General features: G+C 64.2%; 12 protein-coding genes. 2 read left to right on the forward strand and 10 right to left on the reverse strand.

Going from position 1 to position 15,217, the window contains the following annotated elements; translation table 11 throughout:
* Nucleotides 1–138 precede the first annotated feature (138 nt).
* From NKI17_RS15730 to NKI17_RS15750, 5 genes are all read right to left on the reverse strand, one after another.
* A complete protein-coding gene (locus NKI17_RS15730; protein WP_352636944.1) occupies nt 139–900 on the reverse strand; it encodes an SDR family NAD(P)-dependent oxidoreductase in 762 nt (253 codons plus the stop codon).
* An 11-nt stretch (nt 901–911) separates the two neighbouring features.
* Nucleotides 912–1,724 (reverse strand): ABC transporter permease, encoded by an 813-nt coding sequence (locus NKI17_RS15735; protein WP_352906296.1) that lies wholly within the window; start codon nt 1,722–1,724, stop codon nt 912–914.
* Entirely contained in the window at nt 1,724–2,587 is an 864-nt protein-coding gene (locus NKI17_RS15740) for an ABC transporter permease (protein ID WP_352636946.1), read from the reverse strand. Before NKI17_RS15740 ends, NKI17_RS15735 begins: the two co-directional genes overlap by 1 nt.
* A gap of 76 nt (nt 2,588–2,663) precedes the next feature.
* Entirely contained in the window at nt 2,664–3,827 is a 1,164-nt protein-coding gene (locus tag NKI17_RS15745; protein ID WP_352636947.1) for an ABC transporter substrate-binding protein, read from the reverse strand.
* Nucleotides 3,808–4,938 carry an ABC transporter ATP-binding protein gene (locus NKI17_RS15750; RefSeq protein ID WP_352636948.1) on the reverse strand — a complete coding sequence of 377 codons (1,131 nt, stop codon included), beginning with the start codon at nt 4,936–4,938 and terminating at the stop codon, nt 3,808–3,810. The genes NKI17_RS15745 and NKI17_RS15750 overlap by 20 nt, the downstream gene beginning before the upstream one ends.
* Nucleotides 4,939–5,052: 114 nt before the next feature.
* Between NKI17_RS15750 and NKI17_RS15755 the strand changes: the two genes are divergently transcribed.
* Nucleotides 5,053–5,865 carry a helix-turn-helix domain-containing protein gene (locus tag NKI17_RS15755; protein WP_292657193.1) on the forward strand — a complete coding sequence of 271 codons (813 nt, stop codon included), beginning with the start codon at nt 5,053–5,055 and terminating at the stop codon, nt 5,863–5,865.
* A gap of 8 nt (nt 5,866–5,873) precedes the next feature.
* On the opposite strand, the gene NKI17_RS15760 is transcribed toward NKI17_RS15755, so the two are convergent.
* The 5 genes from NKI17_RS15760 to NKI17_RS15780 form a co-directional block, all read right to left on the reverse strand.
* On the reverse strand, nt 5,874–7,943 hold the full coding sequence (locus tag NKI17_RS15760; protein ID WP_352636949.1) for a 3-hydroxyacyl-CoA dehydrogenase NAD-binding domain-containing protein: 2,070 nt from the start codon (nt 7,941–7,943) through the stop codon (nt 5,874–5,876).
* Between the two features lie 121 nt (nt 7,944–8,064).
* Nucleotides 8,065–9,012: an ABC transporter permease gene (locus NKI17_RS15765; RefSeq protein WP_352456288.1), complete on the reverse strand. Its 948-nt coding sequence runs from the start codon at nt 9,010–9,012 to the stop codon at nt 8,065–8,067.
* Nucleotides 9,013–9,014: 2 nt separating this feature from the next.
* The gene (locus NKI17_RS15770) at nt 9,015–9,989 is read right to left on the reverse strand and encodes an ABC transporter permease (protein ID WP_023678190.1); all 975 of its coding nucleotides are present in this window, start codon (nt 9,987–9,989) and stop codon (nt 9,015–9,017) included.
* Between the two features lies 1 nt (nt 9,990).
* Nucleotides 9,991–11,484, reverse strand: a complete 1,494-nt coding sequence (locus tag NKI17_RS15775; protein ID WP_352456362.1) for a sugar ABC transporter ATP-binding protein — start codon at nt 11,482–11,484, stop codon at nt 9,991–9,993.
* Between the two features lie 74 nt (nt 11,485–11,558).
* On the reverse strand, nt 11,559–12,572 hold the full coding sequence (locus tag NKI17_RS15780; protein WP_352620610.1) for an ABC transporter substrate-binding protein: 1,014 nt from the start codon (nt 12,570–12,572) through the stop codon (nt 11,559–11,561).
* Nucleotides 12,573–12,790: 218 nt separating this feature from the next.
* On the opposite strand from NKI17_RS15780, the gene NKI17_RS15785 reads away from it, so the two are divergent.
* Nucleotides 12,791–15,190 (forward strand): glucan 1,4-alpha-glucosidase, encoded by a 2,400-nt coding sequence (locus NKI17_RS15785; RefSeq protein ID WP_352906297.1) that lies wholly within the window; start codon nt 12,791–12,793, stop codon nt 15,188–15,190.
* Nucleotides 15,191–15,217 lie beyond the last annotated feature (27 nt).

Here is a 15,217-nt window from a genome sequence, read left to right on the forward strand (position 1 = left end):
CAGCCTTCCCGTTTGCGCTGATGATTTCTGCTCCCGACCCAGCCATGTTGGCCGCATTCTCCTTGAGACGAAAGCACATCTCGCCGCCGGCCGTTAGGCCAAAGAGAATTTCAGCTGCCGCCCGCCGGGAGCGGCGGATCAGCCGATGCTTTCTCCACCGTCGATAACCAGCGCCTGACCGGTCATGAAGGACGAGCGGTCGGAGACGAGGAAAAGGATCGCTTCGGCGATTTCCTCCGCGCTGGCCCAGCGCTGCATGGGAATCTTGGTGCGGACATAGTTCTCGATCGCCGCCCGCCCGCCCATCTGCGCGATGAACGGCTCGTTGAAGGGCGTATTGACCCAGCCGGGGCACAGCGCGTTGATGCGGACATTGTGTTTGGCATAGTCGAGCGACATCTGCCGGGTCATCGCTACCACTGCATGTTTTGACGTTGCGTAGGCGATCATTTCGCGGTCGTAGAACACACCCGAATTCGAGGCGGTATTCAGGATCACCCCGCCGCCTTGCGCGATCATCGACGGCATGACCAGCCTGGCCGCGAGGAACTGCGCCCGCACATTGATCTGCCAGGAGGCATCCATGCCGTCGGCGCCGACTTCGGTCAGCGTGCCGCCGACCTGGATCCCGGCATGATTGTGCAGGATGTCGATCCGCCGATGCCGGCCCAGCGTTCCCGCAATGAGCTGCTCGACCGCCGCATCCTCGCCGACGTCGGTGGCGACGGCCTCGGCCCGACCGCCGGCCGCACGAATGTCGGAAGCGGTTGCTTCCCCCGCCGCCTGGTCCCTGTCGGCGATCACCACGAGCGCGCCTTCCCTGGCCATCATCATGGCGCCGGCACGCCCGATCCCCGACCCGGCACCCGTCACCACGGCGATGCGATCTCTCAGAATCATGTTTTTGTCTTTCAGTGTGATGGTTTTCGTTGGCGCAGTTGCCATTGGGCAAGCACCACGAGCAGAACGGAGGCGACGAGCACGATCGTCGCGATGGCATTGATCTCCGGCGTGACCCCGCGCCGGATCGAGGCGAAGACATAGATCGGCAATGTCGTCTGTGCGCCGGCGACGAAGAAAGCGACAATGAAATCGTCGAAGGAGAATGTGAAGGCGAGCAGGAAGCCGGCGATCACCGCCGGCATGATCTGCGGCAACACGATGCTGCGGAACGTCGTCAGCGGGGTGGCGTAAAGATCGCTCGAGGCCTCGACCAGATTGCGGTCGAGGCTGCCGAGGCGCGTGCTGACAATCATCGCCACCAGCGCCATCGAAAACAGCCCGTGCGCGGCGATGATCGAGCCATAGCCGAGCGCCAGGCGCGGTGGCTGGTCGTTCGGCCACAGCGAAGCGACAAACGGGTTGACCACCCCGAATAGCTGGACCAGCGCGACCAGCGTCGAGATGCCGATGACGACGCCAGGAACGACGATCGCAGCACCCAGGAGGGCATCGAAGACGGCCCGCGTCCGGGCCCCGACACGCGCCAGGCCAAGCGCGGCGGCCGTGCCGCACAGCGCCGCCAGCAAGGCGCTGGTCGTGGCGATGAACAGGCTGTTCTTCAGCGCTTCGACCAGGAACGGGTTTGCCAGGGCCTTGCCGTACCATTGCATCGAGAAGCCAGTGAACTCGCTGGCGTGGTGGCCGGCGTTGAACGAAAACAGCACCACCAGCGTGATCGGCAGGTAGAGAAAGGCAAAGACCGCAACGACGAAGGCACGCATCAGATCAGATCCACCCGGCGGGCACCCGAAAGCCGGGTCGAAATGCGGTTCGCGGCAAGCAGCACGACCACTGAAACCGCCACAAGTGTGATGGCGATTGCCGATCCAAATGGCCAGTTGCGCGATTGCAGGAACAGATCGACCAGCGCGTTGCCGATGAAGAAGACCTTGCCGCCGCCGAGTAGCGTCGGGATCAGATATTCGCCGAGCAGCAGGATCATGACCAGCGAGAAGCCGGTCATCACACCTGGCAGCGACAGCCGCAGCGTCACGCCGAGGAATGTCGAAATCGGCGTCGCGCCGAGATCGGCGGAGGCCTCCAGCAGCCGGCGGTCGAGCCGCTCGAGGCTGACATAGATCGGCAGGATCATCAGCGGCAGATAACCATAGACGATGCCGAGCAGAACCGCTCCCGGCGTGTTGATCAGCCGCACGTCCTCCATCCCGACATACGCCAGCAGAGCTGGGATGCCGCGCCCGCCAAGCACATACATCCAGGCATAGGTTCGCATCAGCAGGCTGGTCCAGAACGGGATGACGACAAGCGCCAGCAGGATCAGCCGCCACCGTTCCGGCGCGCGCAAAGCGAGGTAATAGGCGACCGGATAGGCAACGAGAAGACAGGCCAGTGCGCCCGCCGGCGCCAGCACCATGGTGTTCCAGAAGGCGGTCGCCCGCGCCGGAAGATTGGCATACTGCGCCAAGGTGACAGCGGCCTGATAGCCGCCTTCCGGCGCCCGCTCGCCGACGCTGAAAACGGCGATCGCCACGAACGGCAAAACTAAAAACACCACCAGCCACGCCGTTGCTGGACCGAGCAGCAGGGCGGTCAGGAGATTGTGACGGAGGACATTGCTGCGCATTGAAAAAACCGCCCCGGTGCCGGCGGACATCTGTCCGCCGGGGAGTTGCCTGCATCGAGCCTGTGGCCTGCCCGGTTCAAGCCGACTTGAAGCGTGCCATCAATTCGGCCCGACCCGGATCGGTTAGCGTTGCAGCCGCACCGAATTCGAGCGGCTTCAGCAGATCCGCCGCCGGATAGAGGATCGGATTGTCCAGCACCTCCTTGGGCAGCAGCGCATTGACCCGCGCATCGGTGGAAGGCGCACCGTTGGCCAGGTGCTCCTTGACCGCGACTTTCGGGTTCATCAAATAGTTGAGCAAGGCATAGCCGGCAGGCTTGTTCGGCGCATCCTTGGGTATTGCGTAGAAGTCGGTCCAGATCTCGCCGCCTTCCTTGCCAAGCACGTAGGCGATTTCGGGGATGTCGCGGTGGAGCTGCGCCCCGTCATTGGTCCAGCACATCGTCATCCAGGCGTCGCCGGCACGCATCGACGGCTGGTAGTCGCTAGAGACCGCGAACAGATGCGGCTTGACCTTCAGCAGCAATTCCTCCGCCTTGGCGAGTTCGTCCGGCTTCAGCGAGTTGAACGAGAAGCCGAAATATTTCAGCGCGTTGCCGATCGTGGTCAGCTGGTAATCATGAACCATGGTCCGGCCGTCGCCCTCCGCCATGGCCGTGTCCCAGAATTCCTTCCAGCTCGTCATCGGCTTGGTCAGTTTCTTGGTGTTGACGGCAAAGCCGGTGGTGCCCCAATTCTTCGGCACCGCGTAGGTCACGCCATCGATCGTGCCTTCCCCAGTGAAGCGCGGGTCTTCTTGCGAGCCGTCATAATTGGCAAGCTTGGCCAAATCCAGCGCCTCGATGATGCCAAGCTTCTTGTAAGTCGAGATCGTGTAGTTGGTCGGAACGAAAAGGCTCCAGCCCGAGGCGCCGGCCTGCAGCTTGGCCAGCATCTCCTCGTTTGACCCGAACACGTTCACCTCGACGGCAACGCCGGTTTCGGCCTTGAAATTCTCGAACGTCGCCGGGTCGTGATAATTGGGCCAGGTGGCAATCGACATGCGGGCGCCAAGCCCCTCCTGGGCGAAGGCTGGCGACGGCATGATGCCGAGTTCGCGGGCCATTACTGCCGTTGCGATGCCTAGGCCGGTGAGGCCAAGGAACTCGCGGCGGCCGATGGAACCGCGCTTGAGGCGCATCAACTGGTCGACGAATTTTTCAGGGCTTATCGGCAGTCCGTCACGATACGATTTCGACATTTTTGTTTTCCCTCTGGTTGGTCCCGTTATTCTCCGGAAACGCCAGCGGCGTTCCGGCTGTAAAGCCGACGGCGACGGGTTCACCCGGCTTGAAGAGATTTCCACCGCCAACCAGATGATCGGCCTTGGCGAGCAGTGTCCCGATGCCTTGGACCTCGATTGCATATTCCGCGGTGGAACCGAGAAAGATCCGGTTGCGGACAAGCCCGTCCAGCCGGCCGCTTCCGGGCGCGCCGAGACTTAAGGATTCAGGACGAAGGCTGACCGAGACGGCTTCGCCCTGGGCTAGCGAAGTGCGCTTGCGCGCGGCGATGACGGTGCCGTCGGCAAGCGCTACCTCGACGAGCTTGCCCGAGAGCCCGACGACCTTGCCGCTCAAGAGATTGGTCTTGCCGACGAAATCGGCGACGAAGAGGTCGGCGGGTTCGTCGTAGATTTCGCTCGGCTGCCCAAGCTGGACGATGCGCCCGCCATTCATGACGCAGACGAAATCGCTCATCGACAGTGCCTCTTCCTGATCGTGGGTGACCAGGACGAAGGTGATGCCGATCTCGCGCTGCAGGTTCTGCAGCTCTATCTGCATGTCGGTGCGCAGCTTCTTGTCGAGCGCCGCCAGGGGCTCGTCGAGCAGCAGCACCGCCGGCTTGTTGACCAGCGCCCGCGCCAGGGCGACACGCTGCTGCTGGCCGCCGGAAAGCTCATGGATCTTGCGGCGTCCATAGCCGGCAAGCCGAACCATGGCGAGCGCCTCGCCTGCCTTCAGGCTGATCTCCCGCGACGACAGGCGCGGCCGCGCCTGGCGTAGGCCATAGGCGACGTTGTCCGCCACATCCAGATGCGGAAACAACGCATATTGCTGGAACACCATGTTGACCGGCCGCCGATAGGGCGGCGTGCCGGCCATGTCGCGGCCACGGATGAATACCACACCTTCGCTTGGCTGTTCGAAACCGCCGATCATGCGCAAACAGGTTGTCTTGCCGCAGCCGGACGGCCCGAGCAACGCGACAAAGGCAGACGGCGGGATGGCAAGATCGATGCCGCTGACCGCGATCACGCTGCCGTAGCGTTTGGTGACCCCGCGAAACTCGATGTCGGGCACTGCGGTCAAAGCTGCGGGCTCCAGCGGCTAGTTGGTCTCGAAACGCTATCAGAGCCAATGGCGGCTAGTATATACCTCCCAGGTGGTATATTTCGTCTATTTTCTCGTCTGGAGGGGTATGAATTGGGCGTTTCACGCAGCGATGAATACAGCCGGCTCGCTGCGCTCATCGCAGCGACGCGGGAGACGAGCGGCGAGCTTTTCGGCAAGGCGATGGTCGCCTGGCTCCGCCAGCATGTCAGCTTCGATCATTGCGTGATCTTCGGCTATCGCGGCGCCTCACGCCCGCCGCTGCTGTTCGAGACATTCTCGCCGGCCGAAAGCCACGTCTTCGTCGCGCTCTATCAGGAAGGGCCTTATCTGCTCGATCCGTTCCACCATGCGGCAGTCGAGCGCAAGGAAGGCTTTTGGCGCATGCGCGAATTGGCGCCGGATCGCTTCTATGCCAGCGAATATTACCGCTCCTATTACAGCCAGACCAGGCTTGCGGAGGAGGTCGGCTTTTTCGTGCCGCTGCCGGGAAAGGACGCGCTGGTGGTCTCGCTAATGCGATTGCGCGCTTCGGGGCCGTTCGGAACCGCCGATGCCAGGTTGCTGCGCGACATGGCGCCTGCGGTGATCAGCCTCGTCAGGCTGCGCTGGCCTACCCTTCCGGCTGACGGACCGGTTGGGACGAAGCAAGACGAGGCGATTGCTCCGGTCAGTGAGTTCGAACGTGCTCACATCTGGAAGAGCCTTTCGCTCACGCCGCGCGAACAGCATGTCGTCGATCTGGTGCTTCAGGGCCATTCCACGGAATCGATTGCCAGGGCGATGCGCATCGTGCCGGGAACCGTAAAAGTTCATCGCCGCAACATTTACCGCAAGCTCAAGATAAAGTCGCAGGCGGGTCTGTTTGCGCGTTTTGTCGAGATCATGGACGCACGGATTCGGTAGTCCCAAGTTCAGCCGGCAGCGCCGTCCCAGGAACCGGTTTCGGCCATCTGCCTGAGCCGGGGTGCCACTCGAAAGACATCCTTGCCGGTCTGCTGGTGCCAGTGATCCAGCCGCCGGATGATCTTGTCCACGCCTTCGAGGCTCGCCCAGAACATCGGCCCGCCCTTGCCGATCGGGAAGCCGTAGCCGTTGACCCAGACGACGTCGATATCGGAGGCGCGGGCGGCAATCTTTTCCTTGAGGATTTTGGCGCCCTCGTTGATCATCGGATAGAGCGTCCGCTCGATGATCTCCTCGGCGCCGGTCGCGCGCGGTGCAATACCGCGCTCGGCAGCCTTGTTGCGGATCAGCGCCTCGACATCGGGATCGGGCAGCGGCGTGCGCGAACCGCCGTCATAGCGATAGAAGCCGCTGCCGGTCTTCTGGCCGAAATGTCCCTGTTCGCACAACGCATCGGCGATCACGGCCGTCTGGCCACGCGCCTTGCGGTTGCGCCAGCCTATGTCGAGGCCGGCGAGATCGCTCATCTCGAACGGCCCCATCGGCCAGCCGAAATCGGTGAACACCTGGTCGACCTGGCGCGGCATTGCGCCTTCCAGCAGAAGCGTCTCCAGTTCCGCACCGCGCGCCGCCAGCATGCGGTTGCCGACGAAGCCGTGGCAGACGCCGACAACGACCGGCACCTTGCCGATCCGCCGTGCCAGATCGACGATGGTCGCCAGCACGTCGGGCGAAGTCTTGTCGGCGCGGACGATTTCCAAAAGCTTCATGACGTTAGCCGGCGAAAAGAAATGCATGCCGAGGAGATCCTGCGGCCGCGACGTCGAAGCGGCGATTTCGTTGACGTCGAGATAGGAGGTATTGGTGGCGAGGATCGCGCCCGGTTTGGCCACGGCATCCAGCCTGCCGAATACCTCCTTCTTGACCGCCATTTCCTCGAACACGGCCTCGACGATCAGGTCGCAATCGGCGAGGTCGGCATAGTCGGTGCTGCCCCTGAACAAATCCAGCCGCTCGCGCTTGGCGTCTTCGCTCAGCGAGCCGCGGATAACGGAAACGGCATAATTCTTGTCGATCGTCGTCAGTCCGCGTTGCAATGCCTCCTGCGTTGTTTCCAGCAAGGTCACGGGAAGACCGCCGTTGGCGAACGCCATGGCGATGCCGCCGCCCATCGTGCCGGCACCGATGACGCCGACCCGGGCGATCTTGCGCCTGACGACGTCCTTGCCGGCAATCTTTGCCGCCTCACGTTCAGCGAAGAACAAATGCCGCTGCGCGCGTGATTGGTCCCCGGCGACAAGCTTGACGAACAGGTCGCGCTCCGCCGCCAGCGCTTCGTCGAAGGGCAGCGTCAGGGCGTTGCGGACCGACTGCGCACAGGCGATCGGCGCCTCGAGGCCGCGTGCTTTGCCGGCAAGCACTGCCGCTTCCTTGTCGAACGCCGGCAAGTCGGCCTGGTCGAGGCGATCATTGCGGTCGCGCACCGGCGTGAACGGACCGCCTTTCGCGGCCGTTTCGTTGGCGAAACTCACCGCTTGCGCGGTCAGGTCGCCATCGAAGACGGCATCCACCAGGCCGGCGGCGAGCGCCTCGGCCGCACCGATCGGCGTTCCCGAAACGATCATGTTGAGTGCCTTCAGCGGACCAACCAAGCGCGGCAGGCGAACCGTGCCGCCGCCGCCGGGCAGCAGGCCGAGCTTGACTTCCGGCAGGCCGAGCCTTGCCGTTCGGTCGGCAACACGGAAATGGCAGCCGAGCGCCAGTTCCAGGCCGCCGCCGAGCGCAGTGCCGTGAATGGCCGCGACCGTCGGCTTGGCGATGGTTTCCAGCATGGCGACTAGGGCGCCCAGGTCCGGTTGCCGCGCCGGCCTGCCGAATTCGGTGATGTCGGCGCCGGCGACGAAGGTCCGCCCGGCGCATGCTATCACGATTGCTCCGACCGACGGCTCGTCGCGCAGGGAAACGAGCGCCTGCATCAGCGGCTCGCGCACATGGAAGCTCAGCGCGTTGACCGGCGGATTGTCGATGCTCACCACCGCGACGTTGCCGTGCCTTGTAGTGCTGACGAAATCGAACACGCAAACCTCACGCAATGATGTTGGCCAATAGCGCGACGGGATTTACAGCGCTGGCATGCGGATGGGAACCACGTGTTTTGCGGGCCGGATCGATATCCCCTCGCCGCCGGGTGGCCTTGCCTTAGCGCAGCGCCTTCTGCCCACCGGCGGCGGTGATGACGCCGACGATGATCAGCCCTGTCAGCACCAGGCGGACGCCGACGCTGACGCCGAATGTGTTGAGCATGGTCAACAGCAGCACCAGGAACAGCGCCGCGCCCCAGACCCCCGGCACATTGGCCTTGCCGCCCGCCACCGACGTGCCGCCGATGACGACGACAGCGATCGAGGCCAGCAGATACTCATTGCCGATATCGACATTGGCGCCGCGGAAATAGCCGGCGAGCAGTGCGCCGTCGAGGCCGCCGAGCGCGCCCGACAGCGTGTAGGTGAGGAAGCGGGTGCGGCCGACATTGACGCCGGCCAGCCAGGCAGCGCGGATGTTTTGGCCGATCGCCAGCACCGAGCGTCCGTAGATCATGCGCTGCAAAACGATGCCGGCGCCGATGGTGAACAGCACGGTGAGGATCGCCAGCACCGGGATGCCGAAGATCTGCCAGTTGGTGAAATCGGCAAAGCCCGGCGGCGGCTTGATCTGCAGGCCCCGCCCATAGCTGATATCGACCGACTGGATGACGAAGCTGGCCGACAGCGTCGCGATGATCGGCGGAATGCGCAGCGCCCAGATCAGCAGATAGTTGACGGCGCCGATCGCCATGCCGCAGGCAAGCGCTGCCAGCAGGCCGACCGCGATCATCGCATCATTGCCGTCCATGACCTTCATGGCGACGGCGCTGGCAAGGCCGATATTGGCCGGCAGCGACAGGTCGACATTGCCCGGCCCGAGCGTGATGACGAACATCTGCCCGACGCCGACGATGACCGTGAAGACGGCGAGCGACAGCGCCGCCGTGATCATGCCGCCGCCGCCGTAGCCGCCGGTGAAGGCGATGGTCGCCAGCCACACCAGCAGCGCCCCGAAGAACGACCAGATCCAGGGTCTGGCGAGCAGTGTCCGCAGCGATGCCATGCTCACCTCTCCCTGCGGCTGATCAGCACCCGCGCCGCCAGCACGATGATCAGGATGGCGCCATTGGCGGCGACCTGCCAGTCGGGCGGAATGTGCATGAACGTCAAGAGGGGCGATGCCGCCAGCGCCAGCGTCAGCGCGCCGATGACGGCGCCGATCGGCGACACCCGGCCGCCGACGAACTCGCCGCCGCCGAGGATGACGCCGGCGATCGAAAGCAGCGTGTAGCCATTGCCGATATTGGCATCGGCCGAGGTGGTGATGCCGATCAGCGCCATGCCGGACAAAACGCCGAACAGGCCGGTCAGCGCAAACAGGGCGATCTTGGTGCGCAGCAGCGACCAGCCGGCGCGTTTGAGTGCGGCTGAATTGCCGCCCGATCCACGCAGGATGACGCCGTAGGAGGTGCGCATCAGGCCAAAGTGGACGACGGCTGCGATCAGCAATGCCGCGATGATCGGGAACGGAATGAAGGGTGGCTTGAAGGCCATCAGCGCCAGCAGCCAGTCCGGCGCCTTGCCGCCGGGCTTGGGCAGGATGAGGATGGCCATGCCCTGCCAGACAAAACTCATGCCGAGCGTCACCACGATAGAGGGCAGGTTGCGCAGATGGATCAGCGCGCCGAGCAGCGCGTAGACGCCGATCGACCCGAGCAGGATCACGACGCCGAGCAGCGGCGCGTCCTTCAGCCATGTCGCCGTCACGCAGCCGACGAAGCCGACAAAGGTGCCAATCGACAGATCGAGCTCGTTGCCGGCGATGACGAACATCTGCGCGATCGTCGCCAGAGCGATCGGGATCGCCAGATTGAGCATCAGGCTGAAACCGAAATAGCTGATGGCGCGCGGGTTGAGCCAGGCGATGGCGATGAGCACCAGCGCCAGCGACAGTGCCGGCAGCAGGCTGCGCAGCATGCGCGCCCGCCTCGTGGCGCGAGCCGAAGATTTTAGCCCATTCTCGACGGATACTGCTGTCATCTCAGGCCGCATCGCCGAACGACGACTGGATGATCTTTTCCTCCGTCAGTTCGTCGCGACGAAGGTTGGCGACGATCCGGCCGTTCTTGAACACATAGATGTGGTCGCAATTGTCGAGCTCTTCGGTTTCGGTGGTGTACCAGAGGAAGGTGCGGCCATGGCGAGCCTCTTCGCGCACCAGGTCGTAGACTTCGAGCTTGGTGCCGATGTCGACGCCGCGCATCGGATCGTCCATCAGCACGATCTTGGCGTCGGAGCCGAGCGCCCGCGCGAACAGCGCCTTCTGCTGGTTGCCGCCGGACAGCGAGAAGATGTTGTTGTTCATGTCGGGCGTACGGATGCCGATTTTCCGCTGCCACAACTCCGCGAGCTCGGCTTCGCGCTGCGGCGAGATCAAGAGGCCGTTGCGCAATCGCGCCAGCGAACGGATGCCAATGTTCTCGGCAATCGACCATTGCGGAAAAATCCCGTCCGACTGGCGGTCGCCGGCAACCAGCGCCACCGGCGCGGTGACCTCGATGCCGGTCTTGGCACGGGAAGCCGCAGCAAAGATAGCCAGCAAAAGATCGGTCTGCCCATGCCCGGCAAGTCCGGCAAGGCCGATGATCTCACCGGCACGGGCGACGAGCTCGTTGCCGTCCTGCTGTCGCGCCGGGCGCGCCCGGACCCGCAGCGGGCCGGGCTCCGGCTTGCCGCTCGCAATTTCTGCGGCGGTCTTCTCGCGCGCCTCCGCTCCGCCCATCGCCGTCACCAGGCTGTCGCGGTCGAAGGCGTCGGCCTGCCCGGCGGCGACCACCTTGCCGTCGCGCATCACCACGATGCGGTCGGCATTTCCGAGCACTTCGCCCAACACATGCGAGATCAGGATGCAGCTCTTGCCGGCGGCGATGAAGCGGCGCACGAACGCCAGCAGCTGGCCGGCGGTATGCGCGTCGAGCGAGGATGTCGGCTCGTCGAGGATAACCAGCTCGAGCGGCTCCTGCGTGACCGTGAAGGCGCGCGCCACCTCCACCATCTGCCGGCTGGTGATGGAAAGATCACCGACGATGTCGGATGCCGAGATGCTGTGGCCGGGGAAGATCTCGTCGAGCTTGGCGGCGATCAGATCGGCCGCCTTGCGCCGCCAGCCGAAGCCATGCAGCGACGCGTGGTTGATCCGCGTGTTCTCGGCGACGCTGAGGTTCGGGCAGAGCGACAGCTCCTGGAACACACAGCGTATGCCGAGCTGCTGCGCGCGCGGCACCGAATAACTTGCCTCGACACCGCCGCGGACCGCGATCTGCCCGCTGTCGGGGGCAAGCGTGCCCGCCACCATATGCATGAGCGTCGATTTTCCGGCGCCGTTATGGCCGACGAGACCGACGCATTCTCCGGCACGAACGCTGAAATCGACACCGGCGAGCGCCCTGACGGCGCCGAAATGTTTTTCGGCTCCGTCCAGTCTTATGATGTCCAAACTGACGGCGCCGAAAAGCTTTTCGGCGCCGTCCGGCATGATGATGTCTGCATTGGCCTCGGGCATCCCTCAACGATACCCGGTTATCCGTGGCGGCAACAATAGTGCCATGCTCACTTGATGTTGGCCTTGATCGCCGCGACGGCGTCTTCCTGCGTGTATTCGTGGCTGGCGACGCCGCCCTTCGGAATCTTCGGCAGCGCGGCCTCGAAATCGTCCTGGGTGAAGGCAAGATAGGGCACCAGCAGGTCGTGCGGCACGTCGGTGCGGCCGTCGAGCACCTGCTGCGCCACCCAGAAGGCAAGCGTCGATACGCCCGGTGCGATCGATGCCGACCAGGTCTGGTAACCGTCCTTTTCCTTCTGCTCCTTCCACCACTGCAACTCGTCCTGGCGATTGCCCATGATGATGGTCGGGCGTGGCTTGCCGGCGGCGGCGAAAGCCTGCGCCGCGCCGTAGCCGTCACCGCCCTGGTCGACGACCCCGACAACATCCGGCAGCGAAGGCAGGATCGTCGCTACGGCTTTCTGTGCCGTGGTCTGGTCCCAGTCGCCGGTCACCGAGCCGACGATCTTGAACTCGGGATGGGCAGCGACGCCTTCGAGGATGCCGGCATGGATGGCATCGTCGATCGAGGTGCCGGCGAGGCCGCGGATTTCCAGCAGGTTGCCGCCCTTGGGCTGGAACTTGGCCATCTGCTCGACCTCCTGCTTGCCCATGTCCTTGAAGTCGACAACGACGCGGTAGGCGCAGGGTTCGGTGACGATGCCGTCGAAGGAGACGACGACGATGCCGGCGTCGCAGGCCTGCTTGATGGCGCCGTTGAGCGCATCCGGAGACGCCGCGTTGATGACGATCGCGTCATAGCCCTGCAGGATCAGGTTCTGCACCTGGGCTGCTTGCGTCGGCACTTCCTTGTCGGCCGTCGTGAAGACGTCCGCGGCGCCGACCACCTTGTCGGCAACCGCCTTCTTGGTAACGATGGCGTAGCTGTCCAGCATCGCCTGCCGCCAGGAATTGCCGGCGTAATTGTTGGAGAAGGCGATTTTCTTGCCGCTGGTGTCGGCAAGCGCTGTACCTGCGGCGAGCATCGCCGCAAGAGCCCCCAAAACGAATATTTTCCTCATGTCATACTCCTCCCGTGAGTTGCTGTCTTACTGGTGGTTAATGGCTGGCTGGTGGGTATTGGCTGATACGCTCACAATCTTGTTTTTTATCTATTATCAGACAAATGCAGATAGGCGGCAAGCTGTCAACAGCAATCCATGGCCGGCGATCAACTTGCGGTGCAATCATTGAAACCGGTTCGACTCCTGGTCTAGGGATGGCACTGGAGACCGATTGAATGGCGACGAACCTTGCTCCGGGTGCACCCGGCATTCCGGCGCGCTGGACCTCGAGCGCCAAGAGCGGCGTCGGCACCGCGCTCTCGCCGGCCTGCCCGATCTGGTTCACCATCAGCCACGGTATCCTCAACGAGATCTACTACCCGCGCCTCGACAGCGCCTGCACCCGCGATCTGGGGCTGATCGTCACCGGACCCGACGGCTATTTCTCGGAAGAAAAACGCGACGCCGAACACAGTATCGAACCCCTGGCGGACGGGGTGCCTGCCTACCGGCTGGTCAACACCGCAAGCGATGGAACCTACAGGATCGAAAAGCGCATCCTGACGGATCCGGAACGTCCCGTCTTGCTGCAGGAGATTATGTTCACGCCGCTCAAAGGCGCGGCCGCCGACTACCGCGTCTACGCGCTGCTGGCACCGCACCTCGTCAACGCCGGCATGGGCAACACCGCCTGGATCGACGACCATGAAGGACAGCCTGTCCTGTTTGCATCGGGACGCGGCACCTGCCTGGCGCTCGCCTCGTCGCTGCCGTGGAAGGCGTGCTCGGCCGGTTATGTCGGCGTCTCCGACGGCTGGCAGCAGCTTCGTCAAGGCGGCCGGCTCGATCCGGCCTGCCGCAGGGCCGAGGACGGCAATGTCGCGCTGACCGGCGAGATCGCCTTTTCGGCTGCGAACCCAAAAATATTGCTGGCACTGGGCTTCGGCGCGACGCCGCAACAGGCGGCGGAAACTGCTTTCGCCAGCCTGAGGCAAGGTTTTGAGCCCGCGGCCAGATCCTACATCGAAAAATGGCGCAAATGGCAGGCCGGCCTGCTGCCGCTGGACCGACACGCGGCGTCCGGCCTCAATCCCTACCGCCTCAGCACGGCGGTGCTGGCGACACATCGGTCGTCTGCCGGAGCAGCCGTCGCCAGCCTGTCGATCCCGTGGGGCTTCAACAAGGGCGACGACGACCTCGGCGGCTATCACCTGGTCTGGCCGCGCGATCTGGTCGAAACCGCCGGCGGCTTCCTCGCCGCCGGCGACCCGGCGGAAGCCTTGCGCATCCTTGGCTATCTGCGCGCGATCCAGGAGCCGGACGGCCGTTGGCCGCAGAACGCCTGGCTCGACGGATCGGCCTATTGGCCGGGCATCCAGATGGACGAATGCGCCTTCCCGCTGCTGCTTGCCGACGCACTGCGCCGCGCCGGCCATTTGCCGCCCGCCGCACTCCCCTCCTTCATGCCGATGATCGAGCGCGCTGCCGCCTATGTCGTGCGCAACGGTCCGGTCACCGGCGAGGACCGCTGGGAAGAGGACGCCGGCTACAGCCCGTTCACGCTTGCCGTCGAGATCGCCGCATTGCTAGCGGCTGCGGACATCTTCGATGCCGCCGGCAAAACAGAGCCGGCAAACTATCTGCGCGAAACCGCCGATGTCTGGAACGATCAGATCGAACGCTGGACCTACGTCGCCGGCACCGCCGCATGCGAGCAATCCAGCGTCGAAGGCTACTATGTCCGCATTGCGCCGCCCGACAAAGCCGGCGCGGCATCGCCGAAAGACGGCTACGTCCCGATCAAGAACCGCCCGCCGGCGGATACGGACCGGCCGGCCAAGGCGATCGTCAGCCCCGATGCGCTGGCGCTGGTCCGCTTCGGCCTCAGGGCAGCCGACGATCCGCGCATCCTCGACACGGTCAAGGTCATCGACGCGCAATTGCGCTGCGAACTGCCGCAGGGCCCGCTCTGGTACCGCTACAATGGCGATGGCTATGGCGAGCATGCCGACGGCGCGCCCTTCGATGGAACCGGCCGGGGCCGGCCCTGGCCGCTGCTGGTCGGCGAGCGCGCTCATTACGAGCTGGCGGCAGGCCGTAGGGATAGTGCGGCAAGCCTGCTCAGGACGTTCGAGAACTCTGCCGGATCGGGCGGCCTGCTACCGGAGCAGGTCTGGGACGGTCCCGACATGCCGGAGCGCGAATTGCGGCATGGCGGGCCCTCCGGCAGCGCCAAGCCGCTGGTCTGGGCGCATTCCGAGCACATCAAGCTGCTGCGGTCGCTGCGCGACGGCACGGTGTTCGACATGCCGCCGCAAGGCGTCAAGCGCTATATCGAGGGCAGGACGGTGTCGCGCTTCAGGGCATGGCGCTTCAACCACAAGATCCGTACCATCCCGGCAGGCAAGGCGCTGCGCATCGAACTTCTGGCCCGGGCGGTGGTTCATTGGAGCAGCGACAATTGGGCAACCGTCCATGACACCGAGACCACCGCGAATGCTTTCGGCATCCATCTTGCGGAATTGCAGGTTGCCGAGATTGCTCCGGGCAATAGCATTGTCTTCACTTTCTTCTGGCCCGATAGCGACCATTGGGAGAATGCTGACTTTTCTGTCGGCATCGGCGATACCGGATAGAGCATGATCCCGCAAAGTGGAGACCGG

Origin of the sequence: Mesorhizobium sp. M0816, assembly GCF_040320005.1 — a bacterium.
Classification (GTDB): Bacteria; Pseudomonadota; Alphaproteobacteria; order Rhizobiales; family Rhizobiaceae; genus Mesorhizobium.

Bases quoted from the DNA above. Each gene is read 5' to 3' on its own strand.
- NKI17_RS15765 (WP_352456288.1), bottom strand. From the start codon at position 9,012: ATGGCATCGCTGCGGACACTGCTCGCCAGACCCTGGATCTGGTCGTTC.
- NKI17_RS15745 (WP_352636947.1), bottom strand. From the start codon at position 3,827: ATGTCGAAATCGTATCGTGACGGACTGCCGATAAGCCCTGAAAAATTC.
- NKI17_RS15735 (WP_352906296.1), bottom strand. From the start codon at position 1,724: ATGCGTGCCTTCGTCGTTGCGGTCTTTGCCTTTCTCTACCTGCCGATC.
- NKI17_RS15740 (WP_352636946.1), bottom strand. From the start codon at position 2,587: ATGCGCAGCAATGTCCTCCGTCACAATCTCCTGACCGCCCTGCTGCTC.
- NKI17_RS15730 (WP_352636944.1), bottom strand. From the start codon at position 900: ATGATTCTGAGAGATCGCATCGCCGTGGTGACGGGTGCCGGGTCGGGG.
- NKI17_RS15770 (WP_023678190.1), bottom strand. From the start codon at position 9,989: ATGACAGCAGTATCCGTCGAGAATGGGCTAAAATCTTCGGCTCGCGCC.
- NKI17_RS15775 (WP_352456362.1), bottom strand. From the start codon at position 11,484: ATGCCGGACGGCGCCGAAAAGCTTTTCGGCGCCGTCAGTTTGGACATC.
- NKI17_RS15780 (WP_352620610.1), bottom strand. From the start codon at position 12,572: ATGAGGAAAATATTCGTTTTGGGGGCTCTTGCGGCGATGCTCGCCGCA.
- NKI17_RS15785 (WP_352906297.1), top strand. From the start codon at position 12,791: ATGGCGACGAACCTTGCTCCGGGTGCACCCGGCATTCCGGCGCGCTGG.